The sequence below is a fragment of the Zobellella taiwanensis genome, from assembly GCF_003012795.1.
Classification (GTDB): domain Bacteria; phylum Pseudomonadota; class Gammaproteobacteria; order Enterobacterales; family Aeromonadaceae; genus Oceanimonas; species Oceanimonas taiwanensis.
In genome coordinates this window covers 44,210-58,983 of sequence record NZ_PXYH01000008.1, presented here as the reverse complement: position 1 = coordinate 58,983, position 14,774 = coordinate 44,210, and the positions used below count along the sequence as shown (strand labels likewise).

Annotated in this window: 13 protein-coding genes; 3 read left to right on the top strand and 10 right to left on the bottom strand. The window is 65.2% G+C overall.

The window, feature by feature from the left end:
* Positions 1–3 precede the first annotated feature (3 nt).
* The 3 genes from C7I36_RS07500 to C7I36_RS07490 are packed head-to-tail and all read right to left on the bottom strand — an operon-like array spanning position 4 to position 1,375.
* Positions 4–339 (bottom strand): hypothetical protein, encoded by a 336-nt coding sequence (locus C7I36_RS07500; protein ID WP_106453103.1) that lies wholly within the window; start codon positions 337–339, stop codon positions 4–6.
* A complete protein-coding gene (locus C7I36_RS17420; RefSeq protein ID WP_106453102.1) occupies positions 336–965 on the bottom strand; it encodes a hypothetical protein in 630 nt (209 codons plus the stop codon). The genes C7I36_RS07500 and C7I36_RS17420 overlap by 4 nt, the downstream gene beginning before the upstream one ends.
* A complete protein-coding gene (locus tag C7I36_RS07490; RefSeq protein WP_106453101.1) occupies positions 962–1,375 on the bottom strand; it encodes a YjfI family protein in 414 nt (137 codons plus the stop codon). The genes C7I36_RS17420 and C7I36_RS07490 overlap by 4 nt, the downstream gene beginning before the upstream one ends.
* Before the next feature lie 159 nt (positions 1,376–1,534).
* Here C7I36_RS07490 and glnE point away from each other — a divergent pair, with 159 nt between their 5' ends.
* Both glnE and C7I36_RS07480 read left to right on the top strand, forming a co-directional pair.
* The gene (gene glnE / locus C7I36_RS07485) at positions 1,535–4,408 is read left to right on the top strand and encodes a bifunctional [glutamate--ammonia ligase]-adenylyl-L-tyrosine phosphorylase/[glutamate--ammonia-ligase] adenylyltransferase (RefSeq protein WP_106453100.1); all 2,874 of its coding nucleotides are present in this window, start codon (positions 1,535–1,537) and stop codon (positions 4,406–4,408) included.
* Between the two features lie 42 nt (positions 4,409–4,450).
* Positions 4,451–4,810 (top strand): four helix bundle protein, encoded by a 360-nt coding sequence (locus C7I36_RS07480; RefSeq protein ID WP_106453099.1) that lies wholly within the window; start codon positions 4,451–4,453, stop codon positions 4,808–4,810.
* 50 nt (positions 4,811–4,860) lie between these two features.
* Here the strand turns inward: C7I36_RS07480 and lpxL are convergent, their stop codons facing one another.
* A complete protein-coding gene (lpxL, locus tag C7I36_RS07475) occupies positions 4,861–5,784 on the bottom strand; it encodes an LpxL/LpxP family Kdo(2)-lipid IV(A) lauroyl/palmitoleoyl acyltransferase (RefSeq protein ID WP_106453098.1) in 924 nt (307 codons plus the stop codon).
* A gap of 139 nt (positions 5,785–5,923) precedes the next feature.
* On the opposite strand from lpxL, the gene hldE reads away from it, so the two are divergent.
* Complete coding sequence (gene hldE / locus C7I36_RS07470; protein ID WP_106453097.1) at positions 5,924–7,348, top strand: bifunctional D-glycero-beta-D-manno-heptose-7-phosphate kinase/D-glycero-beta-D-manno-heptose 1-phosphate adenylyltransferase HldE; 1,425 nt, start codon at positions 5,924–5,926, stop codon at positions 7,346–7,348.
* 132 nt (positions 7,349–7,480) lie between these two features.
* Here hldE and nirD read toward each other — a convergent pair whose 3' ends face one another.
* The 6 genes from nirD to C7I36_RS07440 all read right to left on the bottom strand — a co-directional run bounded on the left by nirD (position 7,481) and on the right by C7I36_RS07440 (position 14,629).
* On the bottom strand, positions 7,481–7,816 hold the full coding sequence (gene nirD, locus C7I36_RS07465; protein WP_106453096.1) for a nitrite reductase small subunit NirD: 336 nt from the start codon (positions 7,814–7,816) through the stop codon (positions 7,481–7,483).
* The gene (gene nirB, locus C7I36_RS07460; protein ID WP_106453095.1) at positions 7,813–10,326 is read right to left on the bottom strand and encodes a nitrite reductase large subunit NirB; all 2,514 of its coding nucleotides are present in this window, start codon (positions 10,324–10,326) and stop codon (positions 7,813–7,815) included. Before nirB ends, nirD begins: the two co-directional genes overlap by 4 nt.
* A 325-nt stretch (positions 10,327–10,651) precedes the next feature.
* Entirely contained in the window at positions 10,652–11,413 is a 762-nt protein-coding gene (cobA, locus tag C7I36_RS07455; protein WP_106453186.1) for a uroporphyrinogen-III C-methyltransferase, read from the bottom strand.
* Positions 11,414–11,453: 40 nt separating this feature from the next.
* The gene (locus tag C7I36_RS07450; RefSeq protein WP_106453094.1) at positions 11,454–12,266 is read right to left on the bottom strand and encodes an ABC transporter ATP-binding protein; all 813 of its coding nucleotides are present in this window, start codon (positions 12,264–12,266) and stop codon (positions 11,454–11,456) included.
* A gap of 10 nt (positions 12,267–12,276) precedes the next feature.
* Positions 12,277–13,248 (bottom strand): ABC transporter permease, encoded by a 972-nt coding sequence (locus C7I36_RS07445; protein WP_245880065.1) that lies wholly within the window; start codon positions 13,246–13,248, stop codon positions 12,277–12,279.
* A gap of 13 nt (positions 13,249–13,261) precedes the next feature.
* Entirely contained in the window at positions 13,262–14,629 is a 1,368-nt protein-coding gene (locus tag C7I36_RS07440) for a CmpA/NrtA family ABC transporter substrate-binding protein (protein WP_106453093.1), read from the bottom strand.
* Positions 14,630–14,774 lie beyond the last annotated feature (145 nt).

The following is a 14,774-nucleotide window of genomic DNA, read 5'->3' as shown; positions in this document are numbered from 1 at the left end:
GGCCTAGCCTTCATCGAGCTGCTGGCGGCTGTAGGCCAGCAGCTCATCCATTACCCTGTGCTTGATTTCCAGCTGCTGCCCGGGCTCAAGGCCGTAGCGCTCGGCCAGGTAGGCGTAGTCCTCGGGGCTGAGCGACACCGTCAGCCGGGGGCGCTTGGGTTTGGCGGCGGTGGGCAGGGTCAGGATATGGCGGATCTGATCCGAGGGGCTCAGGCCGTTGTCCAGCGCTTCCCGACGGATCTGGTACTGCAGCCTTTCGTCCATGTCGAAGGCCACCTGCACCGCCTTGGCGGCGCGCACCGAACTCTGCCATTTTTCCGGTATCTTGCGCTGGGTCACGGCCGGCCTCCCAATTGCCGCTGCAGCCGGGCCAGCACCTGGTCGGCGCTGTGGGGGCACAGCGCCTGGGGACTGTCGTCGGGTTCAGGGTCTCTGTCCTTTTGTTGTTCCCGGGCGCGGATATCGGCCAGGGCCTGCTTAGCGTTGACCAGGGTCACCTGCGGATGGTGGCGGATGGCGGCCATGGTCTTGCGTACGCAGGCGGTGGTTTTGGCCATGGCCAGCTGGCGGCACAGATCGTGGTAATGGCGCTCGGCACCCAGCCAGCGATCCTGGTAGTAGCGCAGCCGCCGGCCCAGGCGTTCGAGGCGCTGGCGGACGGCGTCCTGCTCGTCTTCGGCGGCGGCCACCTCGGTGGCGAGCCGCCGGGCCTGCTGCTCTTCCCCTCGGCCAAGGGCCGCCAGGGTGGCCTGCTCCAGCCCGGCCAGCCGTCGCGCCAGCGGTGCCTGGCGGGCGTTTAGGCGCTCGAATTCGGCCTTCAACTGCCGGCACTGGCGCTCCAGCCCCAGCATGTGCTGCTCCGCATGGCGGCAGTCGCGCAGCAACTGGACGCAGACCCTGTCCGGATCCAGGCTGCCCCGGCCGCTGTCCTGCAGGCTGCGCAGAACCTGACCCAGTACGCTCATAACAGAAACTCCGCCATGTCCTCGATCACCTCGAGGCAGTTGTCGCTCAGTACCGCCAGCTCGTGTTCGATCTCGGCCAGGGCCGAGGTCAGCGACAGGGCGCCGAACACCACATACCAGTCGTCGAGCCGGGCAAAGGCCGACAGGGGCATGGGAATGTTCATGTCGAGCATGGCTTCCAGCATGGCCGGGCGGCGGGCCGGATCGACCTGGCTTTCGTCCCACAGGTAACTGATGCACAAAATCTGATCGTCGGAAACGGAAATGAACAGGGGCAGCTCTTCACGCCCTTCCACCGTCACCTTGAGCACATCCACTTCCCCGCCTATGGGAAAACACTGGAAGACAAAGCCGGTGGACGAGGTGTCGCCGAGCCCTTCGAGATGCTGGCCGATAACTGAAAGATCCATCAACAGGTCCTGACATAATAAGTCAGCTACAGACTAATCAGCCGGGCAGTCCAGCGCAAGGGCCAGATGGCGCCACCGACGACAATCTGCGCCGGCTCGCTGTTCAGTAGCGGCAACAATGGTAGTCTGGAGGCAGATGCTTGCCACAAGGAAATATCGATGCGTGAACTGCCCGCCCTGCTTGCCGAGCAGGCCGAAAAACACTGGAACCGTTTTGCGGAAAGAGCCCGGGACCGGCTGCCGGAACTGGCCCCCTCCCGTCGCGAGCAATTGCTGCGGCTGTTCGCCTGCAGCGACTTCGCCGCCGACAGCCTGTGCCAGCAACCGGAACTGGCCCTGGAGCTGGATGATGAAACGGATTTGCACAACGGCGACCGGGCCGGCCGCTACCGGCCGGCGCTGGCCGCCCAACTGGCGGCCGTGAACGACGAGCCCGGCCTGCTGCGCGCCCTGCGCCGCTTTCGCCGGCGCGAGCTGCTGCTGATCGCCTGGCGGGAGATGCTGCTGGGAGCCGAAGTGGAGGAAAGCTTCGAGCATATCTCGGCCCTGGCCGATGCGCTGATCGTGGAAGCCTACCGCTGGCTCTACCGGCGCCAGTGTGCCGAGCTGGGAACCCCCTCCGACGCCGAGGGCAAGCCGGTGCCCATGCTGATCCTGGGCATGGGCAAGCTGGGCGGGCGTGAGCTCAACTTCTCCTCCGACATCGACCTTATCTTCACCTTTCCCCACAACGGGGTGACCCGGGGCGGACGGCGGGAGCTGGCCAACCAGCAGTTTTTTATCCGCCTGGGGCAAAAGCTGGTCAACGCCCTGCACCAGACCACGGTGGACGGCCAGGTCTACCGGGTGGACATGCGGCTGCGGCCCTTCGGCGAGTCCGGCCCCCTGGCGGTGAGCTTTGCCGCCATGGAAGACTACTACCAGCACCACGGCCGCACCTGGGAGCGCTATGCCATGGTCAAGGCGCGCATTCTCAATGACGAGGGGGAATACAGCACCGAGCTGCGTGCCATGCTCAAACCCTTTGTGTTCCGCCGCTACATCGACTTCGGGGTGATCGACTCCCTGCGCCAGATGAAGGCGATGATCGCCGCCGAGGTACGGCGCAAGGGGCTCAAGGACAACATCAAGCTGGGCGCCGGCGGCATCCGCGAAGTGGAGTTCATCGCCCAGGTATTTCAGCTGATCCGCGGCGGCCGGGAGCCGGCGCTGCAGGTGCGCCACCTGCCCCTGGCCCTGGCGGCGGCGCGGGAGGCGGGAGCGTTGACGGCGGAAGAAGCCGGCCAGTTGCACCAGAGCTACCGCTTTTTGCGCAAGATCGAAAACTTCCTGCAGGCCTTTGCCGACCAGCAAACCCAGACCCTGCCCCAGGACGAACTCAACTGTACCCGCCTGGCCTGGCTGACGGGCTACCCGGACTGGGAGGCCTTCTACCGGGCGCTGCATGATGCCATGGCCGGGGTGCACCGCCAGTTCGAGCAATTGATCGGCGACAGCACCGAGGCGGAAGAGGAGGGCGCGGCCCAGATCTGGTTCGACCTCTGGCAGACCGACTGGGAAGAGGAAGAGCTGCTCCGGCTGCTGCAGGAACAGGGCATGGAACCGGACAAGGCCGGCCGCCTGGCCCGGGCGCTTAATACCTTCAAGGAAGAGTGCCCGCGCCGGGCCATGGGCCCCCAGGGCCGCCAGGCGCTGGAGAAGCTGATGCCGGTGCTGCTCGACAAGGTCAGCCAGTCCGACACCCCCGGCATCCTGTTTGCCCGGCTGCAAAAATTGCTGCTGCAAATCGCCACCCGCACCGCCTACCTGCAGTTGCTGGTGGAAAACGCCGGCGCCCTGACCCAGCTGATCCGCCTGTGCGAGGCCAGCTCCCTGGTGGCCGAGCAGCTGGCGCGCTATCCCATACTGCTGGACGAGCTGCTGGTGCCCCAGGTGCTGTACAACCCCATTCCGCTGGACGCCTACCGGGGCGAGCTGCGCCAGTTCCTGCTGCGGGTACCGGAGGAGGACGTGGAACAGCAGATGGAGGCCCTGCGCCAGTTCAAGCAGATCCAGCTGCTGCGCATCGCCGCCGCCGACATCGCCGGGGCACTGCCGCTGATGAAAGTGAGCGATCACCTCACCTGGCTGGCGGAGGCCGTAGTAGAAGAAGTGGTCAACCAGGCCTGGGTCCAGATCAGCGCCCGCCACGGCGTGCCCGAACAGCTGGCGGACGGCCGCAAGGGCTTCGGGGTGGTGGCCTACGGCAAGCTGGGCGGCATCGAACTGGCCTACAGCTCGGATCTGGATCTGGTGTTCGTGCAGGAGGCCGGGCTCAAGGGCCAGACCAACGGCGACAAGCCCCTCGACTGCCGCCAGTTCTACCTGCGCCTGGCCCAGCGCATCATCCACCTGTTCAGCACCCGCACCCCCAGCGGCGTGCTCTACGAGGTAGACATGCGGCTGCGCCCGAGCGGCGCCTCCGGCCTGATGGTGAGCCCGCTCGACGCCTACCGGACCTACCTGCACAACGAGGCCTGGACCTGGGAGCACCAGGCCCTGGTGCGCAGCCGCATCATAGTGGGCGATCCGCCGCTGTTCGAGGCCTTCAACGACATCCGCCGGGAGGTGCTGGGCAAGGCGCGGGAGCGTGGCGAACTGGCGCTGGAGGTGGTGCAGATGCGCGAGAAGATGCGTGCTCATCTGATCAAGGCCGGGCCCGGCGAGTTCCACCTCAAGCAGTCGGTGGGCGGCCTGGCCGATATCGAGTTCCTCACCCAGTACCTGGTGCTGGCCCATGCCCATGAGCATCCTGCCCTGACCCGCTGGTCCGACAATATCCGCATCCTGGAGGCGGCGGTGGAAGTGGGGTTGCTGGAAGAGGAGGAGGCCGGTCGGCTGAAAACCGCCTACTGCGCCATCCGCGACCGGGGCCACCGGCTGAGCCTGTCCGACCAGCCCGGCCGGGTGCCGGACAGCGAACTCACCCGGGAACGCGGCTGGGTGGTGGAGAGTTGGAACAAATGGCTCAAGCACGCCGGGACTGGGGACTAGGGACTAGGGACTGGGGATTAGGGACTGGGACTGGGAGGAAGTATGAAGACGCATAAGCGACTTGATGTCTGGCGCGAGGCCATGCTGTTGGTAAAGCTGACCTATGAGGCTTCGGCCGCATTTCCCAAGGCCGAGCTATTCGGTCTGACATCACAGATGCGCAGGGCGGCCATTTCGGTGCCTTCCAATATTGCTGAAGGCGTGGCCGGATCGAGCACGCGTGAATATGCCCATTTCCTGAGTATTGCCAGAGGCTCGCTGAATGAGCTTGATACCCAGATGGAGATCGCGTGTATGCTCGGATTGCTGCCGCAGACACACGATATTTTTCAGCGGTTGGACCGCACTTTTCGGTTGCTCAATGGGTTGCAGAGCAGCATCAAAAAGAAACTCGAGAGCTGACAGCGTCTGTACCAGTCCCGAGTCCCCAATCCCTACTCCCGGCTTTTTAATCAGTAGCGGGAAGCCACGCCTCGCGGAGTGGTCTTGAACCGCCGGTGCAGCCACATGTACTGCTCCGGGGCCAGGCGGATGGCGGCCTCGAGCACCCGGTTGCCGGCGATGGCGTCCGCCTCGTCGTCGCCGGTGGGAAAGCCGGCCAGGGGCGGCTGGATGATCAATCGGTAGCCGTCTTTCTCCCGCAGGGTAAAACAGGGCAGGGTGACGGTATGCTTTACCCGCGCCAGGGTGGCGGTGCCGGTGATGGTGGCGGCCTTGTCCACCGCGAAGAAAGGCACGAACACACTGGCATGACGGCCGTAGTCGTGGTCCGGCGCATACCAGAGCGCGTCGCCGGCCCGCAGCGCCCTGAGCATGCCCTTGATGTCGAGCCGGTCCACCAGGTACTTGTTGGAGCGGCAGCGGCCGTGCACCTGGGCATATTCCAGCACCGGGTTGGTATTGGGCCGGTAGACGCCCACGCCCGGCCGGTACAGGCCGAACTGGCGGGCGTTGAGCTCAAGAGTAAGAAAATGGGCCGACAGCAGCAGCATGCCCTGGCCCTTTGCGGCGGCGGCATCAACGTGCTCGGTGCCTTCCATGCGGGTCAGGGCGCGCACGCGCCAGTGGGGCCAGAACCAGGCCATGCCGGTTTCAAAGACGGCGCAGCCCACGCTTTCGAAATTGCCCCTGAGCAGGTGCTCGCGCTCGGCCAGGGTCAGCTCCGGCAGGGCCAGTTCCAGATTGCGCCTGGCCACCTTGACCCTGGACTTCAATACGTTCATCGACAGCCGGCCCAGGCCCCGACCCAGAGCCATCTGAAGGCGCCAGGGCAACAGGGTGACCAGCAGCCACAGCAGGCAAAGACCGAGCCAGTTGAGCGCATAGCGTGGATGCAGCAGTGCAGCACGGAAAGGGGGAAGCCGGGAATCATGCATAGGGAGTCGCCATTGTCGTCGAATGGCCGAATTCTAAATAACAATGGTGGCAATGGCCACCCGAGGCCGGCCGGCGAGTGCGATTGGGCTCGGCTGTGATAAGATTTTGTCTTTCCCACGTTCACAAGGGTCCGAACCTATGAAGATCAAGTTGCCGGAATTCGATAACGCCAGGGTACTGGTGGTCGGGGATGTGATGCTGGACCGCTACTGGTCCGGCCCCACGGGGCGCATCTCTCCCGAGGCTCCGGTGCCTGTGGTCAAGGTTGAGCACAATGAGGAACGCCCGGGCGGCGCCGCCAACGTGGCCCTGAACGCCGCCGCCCTGGGCGCCGGCGCCCGGCTGCTGGGCCTGACCGGCGACGACGAAGCGGCCAACGCCCTGCAGGACAAAATGAGAGGCGTGGGAGTGGAATGTGATTTTGTACGTCACCCATACCATCCCACCATCACCAAGCTCAGGGTGATGAGCCGCAACCAGCAGTTGCTGCGGCTGGACTTCGAGGAAAGTTTCGCGGCCGAAGATGCCGCCCCCCTCACCGACATGACCCGGGCTGCCCTGGCCGAAGCCGGGGTGCTGGTGTTGTCCGACTACGCCAAGGGCGCCCTGGCCCAGGTGCAGCAGCTTATCCAGGCCGCCAACCAGGCCGGGGTGCCGGTGCTGGTGGATCCCAAGGGCTCGGATTTTGAGAAGTACCGGGGCGCCACCCTGCTCACCCCCAATATGAGCGAGTTCGAAGCGGTGGTGGGCAAGGTGAAGGACGAGCGTGAGCTGGTGGCCCGCGGCCTGGAGCTGGTGGAGCGGTTCGAGTTCAAGGCCCTGCTGGTAACCCGCTCCGAGCACGGTATGACCCTGATCCGCCAGGGCGAGGACGAACTGCACCTGCCGGCCCAGGCCCACGAGGTGTTTGACGTAACCGGCGCCGGCGACACCGTCATCGCTACCCTGGCTTCGGTCCTGGCCGCCGGGCTGGCGCTGGACGAAGCCTGCGCCCTGGCCAACGTGGCCGCCGGCATAGTGGTGGGCAAGCTGGGTACCTCCACCGTCTCCGCCATCGAGCTGGCCAATGTGCTCTACGGCGGGCCCGAGTCGGGCATGGGGGTGGTGACCGAGCAGCAGCTCAGGTATGTGGTTGAAGCCGCCCGCCGCCGGGGCGAAAAAATCGTGATGACCAACGGCTGTTTCGACATCCTCCACGCCGGCCATGTCTCTTACCTCAACAACGCCCGCAAGCTGGGCGACCGGCTGATCGTGGCGGTGAACACCGATGCCTCGGTGCGCGCCCTCAAGGGCGAGGGCCGGCCGGTGAACTCGGTGGACAGGCGCATGGCGGTGCTGGCCGGCCTGGGCGCGGTGGACTGGGTGGTGCCCTTCAGTGAGGACACCCCGCGCCGGCTGATCGCCGAGGTGCTGCCCGACGTGCTGGTCAAGGGCGGCGACTATAAGCCCGAGGACATCGCCGGCTTCGAGGAAGTGACCGCCAACGGCGGCGAGGTGAAGGTGCTCAACTTCGAGGACGGCTGCTCCACCACCGCCATCATCCAGGCCATCCGCACCCGCTGACGGATAAGATGTCGGTGGAGGCAGCCCTGTTGACTCTTTGTTTGAGTCGTTACAGATGTGCTTCGTGAAGATCGTAAACTGTCGCCAGCAAAAAGCGGGGCCATTCGGCCCCGTTTTCCCAACCCCGCGTCCTTATCCCGTCAGGGATGGCTGCTCAAGCCACAGCTGATCGTCCTTGGCGACCAGGGGCCAGACCTTGACCTTGACGTCCTCCTGCTCCAGGCAGCGGCCGTCTTTCAGTGAATAATGGTGCTTGTACAGGGGCGAGGCCACGCAGGGCTCGCCCTTGATATCGCCGACGATGCCCCGGGCCAGCACCTGGGCGCGGCCCATGGGATCCCAGTTGTCGAGGGCGAAGAAGCCGAGCCCGGGCAGGTTGAACAGGGCCAGTTGCCGGCCCTCCACCAATGCGGCCATGCCGCTGTGCTCGGGGATGTCGTTGACGTGGCAAAGGCGAACAAGACTCATGATACCTCCTTGATTTCAATCGGTTCTACCGGGCGGATCTGGCCGCGCTTGCGCTCGAAGACGATGCTGTCATCGGCCTCGTCGGTGTTGACGAAGCTCTTGAAGCGCTTGAGTTTTTCCGGATCCTGCAGGGTGGCTTTCCACTCGCACTCGTAGGTGGCGATCACCTGGGCCATGCGCCCTTCCAGCTCTTCGGCCAGGCCTAAGGCGTCGTCGATGATGACCTCGCGCAGGTAGTCCAGGCCGCCTTCCAGGTTTTCCATCCACACCGAGGTGCGCTGCAGCTTGTCGGCGGTGGCCACGTAGAACATCAGCAAGCGGTCGATGTAGCGGATCAGGGTGTCGGTATCCAGATCGGTGGCGAACAGGTCGGCATGGCGCGGGCGCATGCCGCCGTTGCCGGCGAAGTACAGGTTCCAGCCCTTCTCGGTGGCGATCACGCCCACGTCCTTGCCCTGGGCCTCGGCGCACTCACGGGTGCAGCCGGACACCGCGAACTTCAGCTTGTGGGGCGAGCGCAGGCCCTTGTAGCGGTGCTCCAGGGCCACCGCCAGATCCAGGGAGTCCTGCACTCCGTAGCGGCACCAGGTGGAGCCGACACAGGACTTGACGGTGCGCAGCGACTTGCCGTAGGCGTGGCCGGTCTCGAAGCCGGCGTCGATCAGTTCCTTCCAGATCTGCGGCAGCTGCTCGAGGCGGGCGCCGAACAGGTCGATGCGCTGGCCGCCGGTGACCTTGGTGTAAAGATCGTAGCGCTTGGCCACCTGGCCCAGCACGATCAGCTGCTCCGGGGTGATCTCGCCGCCCGGTACCCGGGGCACCACCGAGTAGGTACCGTTCTTCTGCATGTTGGCGAGGAAGGTGTCGTTGGTGTCCTGCAGCGGCTGGTGCCTGGGCGCCAGTACGTGTTCGTTCCACAGGGAGGCGAAGATGGAGGCCGCCGCCGGCTTGCAGCTGTCGCAGCCCAGGCCGGTGCCGTGCTTGGCCAGCAGTTCGTCGAAGCTCTTGATCTGGCCCACCTTGACCAGGTGGAACAGCTCCTGGCGGCTGTAGGCAAAGTGTTCGCACAGGCTCTTGTCGGCGGTGATGCCCTGATCTTCCAGCGCCTGGTTGACCACCTGGGTGAGCAGGCCGGCGCAGCCGCCGCAGCCGGTGCCGGCCTTGGTGCAGGCCTTGACCGCCGCGACGTCGCAGGCGCCGCCCTGCACCGCTTCTATGATGGCGCCCTTGCTCACGTTGTGGCAGGAGCAGACGGTGGCGGTGGCCGGCAGGGCTGCCTTGGGCGCGCCGCCGGCAGCGTCTTCCGGCACCAGCAGGGCCAGGGGGTGAGCCGGCAGCGGCATGTCGTTGAGGTAGGTCTGCAGCAGGGTGTCGTAGTCGCCGGTGTCGCCCACCAGCACGGCGCCCAGCAGGCGATCGCCGGCTTCGTTCAGCACCAGCTTCTTGTACAGATCCTTGCTGCGATCCAGCAGCAGCACTTCCTGGCTGCCCGGGGTCTGGCCGTGGGCATCGCCGATGGCGCCCACGTCCACGCCCAGCAGCTTGAGCTTGGTGCTCATGTCGGCGCCCTGGAAGGCGCCGTCCTTGCCCAGCAGCTGGGCGGCCACGGTACGGGCCATCTGGTAGCCGGGGGCCACCAGGCCGAACAGCTTGCCTTGCCACAGGGCGCATTCGCCGATGGCGTAGATGTCCGGATCCGAGGTCTGGCACTGATCGTTGATGCAGATGCCGCCGCGCTCGCCCAGGGTAAGGCCGGCGGCCTTGCCCAGGGCATCCTGGGGACGGATACCGGCGCTGAACACCAGCACGTCGGCTTCGAGTATGCCGCCGTCGTCGAACTTGAGGCGGTGGGTGGCGCTTTCGCCGTCGATGATATGGTGGGTGGCTTTCTGGGTGTGCACATGCAGCCCCAGGCGCTCGATCTTCTCCCTGAGCAGGGTGCCGCCCTGGGGATCCAGCTGCACCGGCATCAGCCGGGGAGCGAATTCCACCACATGGGTTTCCAGGCCGAGCAGGCGCAGGGCGTTGGCGGCTTCCAGGCCGAGCAGGCCGCCGCCGATGACCACGCCGGTCCTGGCGCCCTGGCAGGCGGCCTTGATGGCGGCCAGATCTTCCAGGGTGCGGTAGACGAAACATTTCTTGCGGTCCCGGCCGGGGATGGGCGGCACGAAGGGGGTGGAGCCGGTGGCCAGCACCAGGCGGTCGTAGGCGAGCACGGCGCCGGCGGCGGTGGTCAGGGTCCTGGCGTCCCGGTCGATGGCGGTGACCGCCTCGTTCAGGCGTAATTCTATGCCGCTTTCGCCGTACCAGTCGGGGCCGGCCATCAGCAGCGCTTCCGGCTCCTTGCCGTCGAACACGTCGGAGAGGTGTACCCGGTCGTAGGCGGCATGCTTCTCGGCGCCGAACACCGTGATGTCGTACTGCTCCACGCCGTTCTGGTCCGCCAGCTGTTGCAGCAGGTGCTGCCCTACCATGCCGTTGCCGATGACAATCAGTTTCTGTTTCATCATTGTTTTCCTTAAGCCATCCAAGACTTGCTTTCGGGTTGATGGTGTTCGGTGGCCTTGGTGCTGCCCCTTTCCGTGTGCGATATACGCCTGGAACAAAGAATTCAAGATGTGTGCCAAAACTTAAGTTATTGATAAATTTGGTATTTATTTTTATGTTCAGGGTGGGGTTGCCTGGGAGGTGGGCATGGGCTCACCAGTGTGATGCAAAAAATCATTAGGGATCAGTGATTTACCCATTTAGTGGTAGTTCCGGTAGGTCCGGCGGTAGGGCGGATTACGGGAGGAACAACGGCTCCCGTCGCCCTGTGGCGCGACGGGAGTCGATTCAGGCGACGGCGAGGGAGTCCAGGGTGGCGCTCAGCTCGGCGCGCAGGGCCACTACTTCCCCGATGATCATCAGCACCGGGCCGCTCGGCTTCAGGGTGGCGGCGGTGGCGGTCAGCCGGCCCAGTTCGGTGGTGGTGATCCGCTGAGCGGCGGTGGTGCCGGATTCGATCAGCGCCACCGGCAGTGACGCCGGACAGCCTTCGACCAGCAGCCGAGGCTGGATCACGGCGGCCTGCTCCAGCCCCATGTAGAACACCAGGGTCTGGCCGGCCTGGGCCAGGGCGGACCAGCCCCGGAATTCACCGCCCTGCTGCAGGTGGCCGGTGACCAGGGTGACGGCGCGGGACAGTCCCCGGTAGGTGAGGGGGATCAGGCCGGAGGCGGCGCAGCCCAGGGCGGCGGTGATGCCCGGCACCACACCGAAGGGGATGCCGTGCTGGCGGAGGTAGAGCGCCTCTTCGCCGCCGCGGCCGAAGATGAAGGGGTCGCCGCCTTTCAGCCGGACCACCCGCTTGCCGATCCTGGCCAGGCGCACCAGCACGGCACAGATGTCTTCCTGGCGAGCGCTGGCCTTGCCGCAGCGCTTGCCCATTTCGATGCGTTTCACGCCGGCCGGGATCAGCGCCAGTATGTCGGGGCTGACCAGGCTGTCGTACACCACCACTTCGGCCTGCTCGATGGCGCGCAGGGCCCTGAGGGTGAGCAGTTCGGGATCGCCGGGGCCGGCGCCGACCAGGGTAACGAGGGGACGGGATGTCATGGTTTCCTCCCGGGGCCGGCTGGGCCCCATAGTGATGGATTCAGGCAACCCTGGTCCTGGCCAGGGTGCTGACGTTGTCATGGCCTTCATACAGGAAGCTCAGTACCCGCCGGCGCAGCTGGTGGTAACGGGCGTCGTCGCTCAGTGCCACCCGGTTACGGGGCCGGGCCAGGGGAATGGCCAGGATTTCCCCTATGGTGGCGGCCGGTCCGTTGGTCATCATCACGATACGGTCCGACAGCAGGACCGCCTCGTCCACGTCGTGGGTGATCATGATGACGGTGTTGCCGAGTTCGGCCTGGATGTCCATCAGCGAGTCCTGCAGGTGGGCCCGGGTGAGGGCGTCGAGGGCGCCGAAGGGTTCGTCCAGCAGCAGCACCTTGGGATCCACCGACAGCGCCCGGGCGATGCCGACCCGTTGCTTCATGCCGCCAGAGATCTCGCCAGGCAGCTTGTGGGCGGCGTGGCTCATGTGCACCAGGGCCAGGAAATGTTTCACCCGCTCCCTGCGCTCGGCCCGGCCCTGGTGGGGGAAGGTGTTGTCCACCGCCAGGGCGATATTTTGCTCCACCGTCAGCCAGGGCAGCAGGGCATGATTTTGAAACACCAGGGCCCGTTCGGGACCGGGGCCGTTCACTTCCCGGCCGTCGAGGATGACGCCGCCCGAACTGGGGGCATGCAGCCCGGCCACCAGGTTGAGCACGGTGCTCTTGCCGCAGCCGGAGTGGCCGATAAGCGAGACAAATTCTCCCTTTTTCAGCCGCAGGTTGATGTTTTTCAGCGCCTCGAATTCGCCCTTGTCGGTGCGAAAGCGCATGTCGACGCCGCTCAGTTCCAGATAGGGTTTGCTCATTGAGTGCTCCTCAGCGGCGGTCGCCGCTCTTGTCCCAGGACAGATGTTGTTGCAGACCCAGCATCAGGCGGTCGAGCAGATAGCCGATAAGGCCAATCGCGACCACCGCCACCATGATCCGCGCCATCGAATCGCGGCTGCCGTTCTGGAATTCATCCCACACGAATTTGCCGAGACCGGGGTTTTGGGCCAGCATTTCGGCGGCAATCAGCACCATCCAGGCCACTCCCAGGGAGAGGCGCAGGCCGGTGAAGATCATCGGAAGGGCGCTCGGCAGCACTATCCTGCGCACATGGGTCAGGCCGCCCAGGCGCAGCATCTTGCTGACGTTGTTCAGATCCTTGTCCATGTTGGCCACGCCCACGGCGGTGTTGAGCAGGGTCGGCCACAGGCTGCACAGGGTGACGGTGAACAACGAGATCAGAAACGACTTGGACACCAGCGGCTCCGGGCTGACGTAGAGCGCGCTCACCACTATGGTCACCAATGGCAGCCAGGCCAGGGGCGAGACCGGTTTGAGCAGTTGCACTACAGGGTTCAGCGCCCGGTACAGATTGCGGTTCAGACCCAGGGCAATGCCCGCCGGGATGGCGATGGCGCTGGCCAGCAGGAAGCCGGCGGCCACCGTTTTCAGGCTGGTCAGGATCTGGTCGAAAAAGGTGGGCCGGCCGTTGAAGGCGCGGATGCGCACCTCGGCATCGGGGTGCTGCGCCAGCAGGGCCTGGTTACGGGCAACCTGGCGCTGGTAGAAGGCCCGCTCACGGTCTCGTTCCCTGCTGTGCTCCTGTACCAGGTTGGCCAGTTGCTGACCGGTCTGTACCGGCCCCGGCAGGGTGCCGAGGGAGGTGTTTACCTGGGCCGCCAGCAGATGCCACAGCAGCAGGAAGGTGCCGAGGCCGAGCACAGGTATCAGGCTCTTCGACCAGCACAGTGGCGATGCCAGCCGGGACCAAGGGGTCGATGCGCTCACTTTCATGTTCATTATGTTTCCTCGCTTAGAGCCGGGCATCGCCGGTCAGGCCGATGGCGAACTGGTCGATGTAATCGTTGGGCCGGCGGCCGTCGAAGGTGGCGCCGTCGATGAAGTTGCTGGCCACCGGGCGAAAGCCATCCCGTTCATCCAGGCCGGGGAAGTCGTCGGCACCGAGTTTGCCCTCGGCGATCAGCGCCTTGGCGGCCTGGGTGTAGATGTCCGGACGATAGACGCGCTTGGCCTGCTCCAGGTACCAGGCGTCGCTCTGGGCCTCGGCAATCTGCCCCCAGCGGCGCATCTGGGTCAGGAACCAGACCGCGTCGCTGTACCAGGGGTAGGTGGCATCATGGCGAAAGAAGACGTTGAAGTCGGGGGCCGGGCGCACGTCGCCGGGCTCGTACTCGAAGGAGCCGGTCATGCTGGCGGCGATCACATTTTTGTCGGCGCCCACGTAGTAGGGCTGAGACAAGATCTCCACCGCTTCTTCCCGGTTGGCGTGGCCGCCCTCGTCCAGCCAGTGGGCGGCGCGCAGCAGCGCCTTCACCAGCCGCAGATGGGTGTTGGGGTGCTGCTCGGCCCAGGTCTGGTTGACGCCGAATACCTTTTCCGGGTTGTAGGGCCAGATATCGTGGTTGGTGATCACCGGCACCCCTATCTGTTTTTGCACCGCCTGCTGGTTCCAGGGTTCGCCCACGCTGTAGCCGGCGATGGTGCCGGCCTCCAGGGTAGCCGGCATCTGTGGCGGCGGAGTCACCGACAGCAGCACCTCGGCCTGTAGCTGGCCGCTGTTGTCGCCCTTGTGGGGGGCGTAGTAGCCGGGGTGGATGCCGCCGGCGGCGAGCCAGTAGCGCAACTCGTAGTTATGGCTGGATACCGGGAATACCATGCCCATGTTCAGGCGCCTGCCGGCCTGGCGGTATTGCTCCAGCACCGGCTTGAGCGCGCCGGCGGAGATGGGGTGTACCGGCTTGCCGGCGGCGTCCAGCGCGAGGTGGGGTTTCATCGCCTGCCAGACGGTGTTGGCGACGGTAATGGCATTTCCGTTCAGGTCCATACTGAAGGCGGTGATGATGTCGGCCCGGGTGCCGATGCCAAGGGCGGCGCCGATGGGCTGGCCGGCCAGCATGTGGGCGCCGTCCAGCTCGCCGGAGATGACCCTGTCCAGCAGTACCTTCCAGTTGGCCTGGGCCTCGAGGGTGACGTAGAGACCCTCGTCCTCGAAGAAGCCCTTTTCATAGGCGATGGCCAGGGGGGCCATGTCGGTGAGCTTGATAAAGCCCAGGGTGAGTTCGTCCTTTTCCGCCTGGCCCAGGTCGTCCTGGGCCGCCAGCGGGGCGGCCAGGCCGAAGGCGAGGATGCAGGCCGCCGCGATGCTTTGCCATAAGTTCATGATGGGTACTCCCTGTGATGTTGGATCCGTGGCCGGAAGACCGGTCGCTACACAGGGATTATCAAGATATGTGCCAAAAATTAAGTTGTTGAATATAAAGGATATTTAAAGGTAGCTGTGCGGGGGCTGCCTGTTTGCGGGCAGG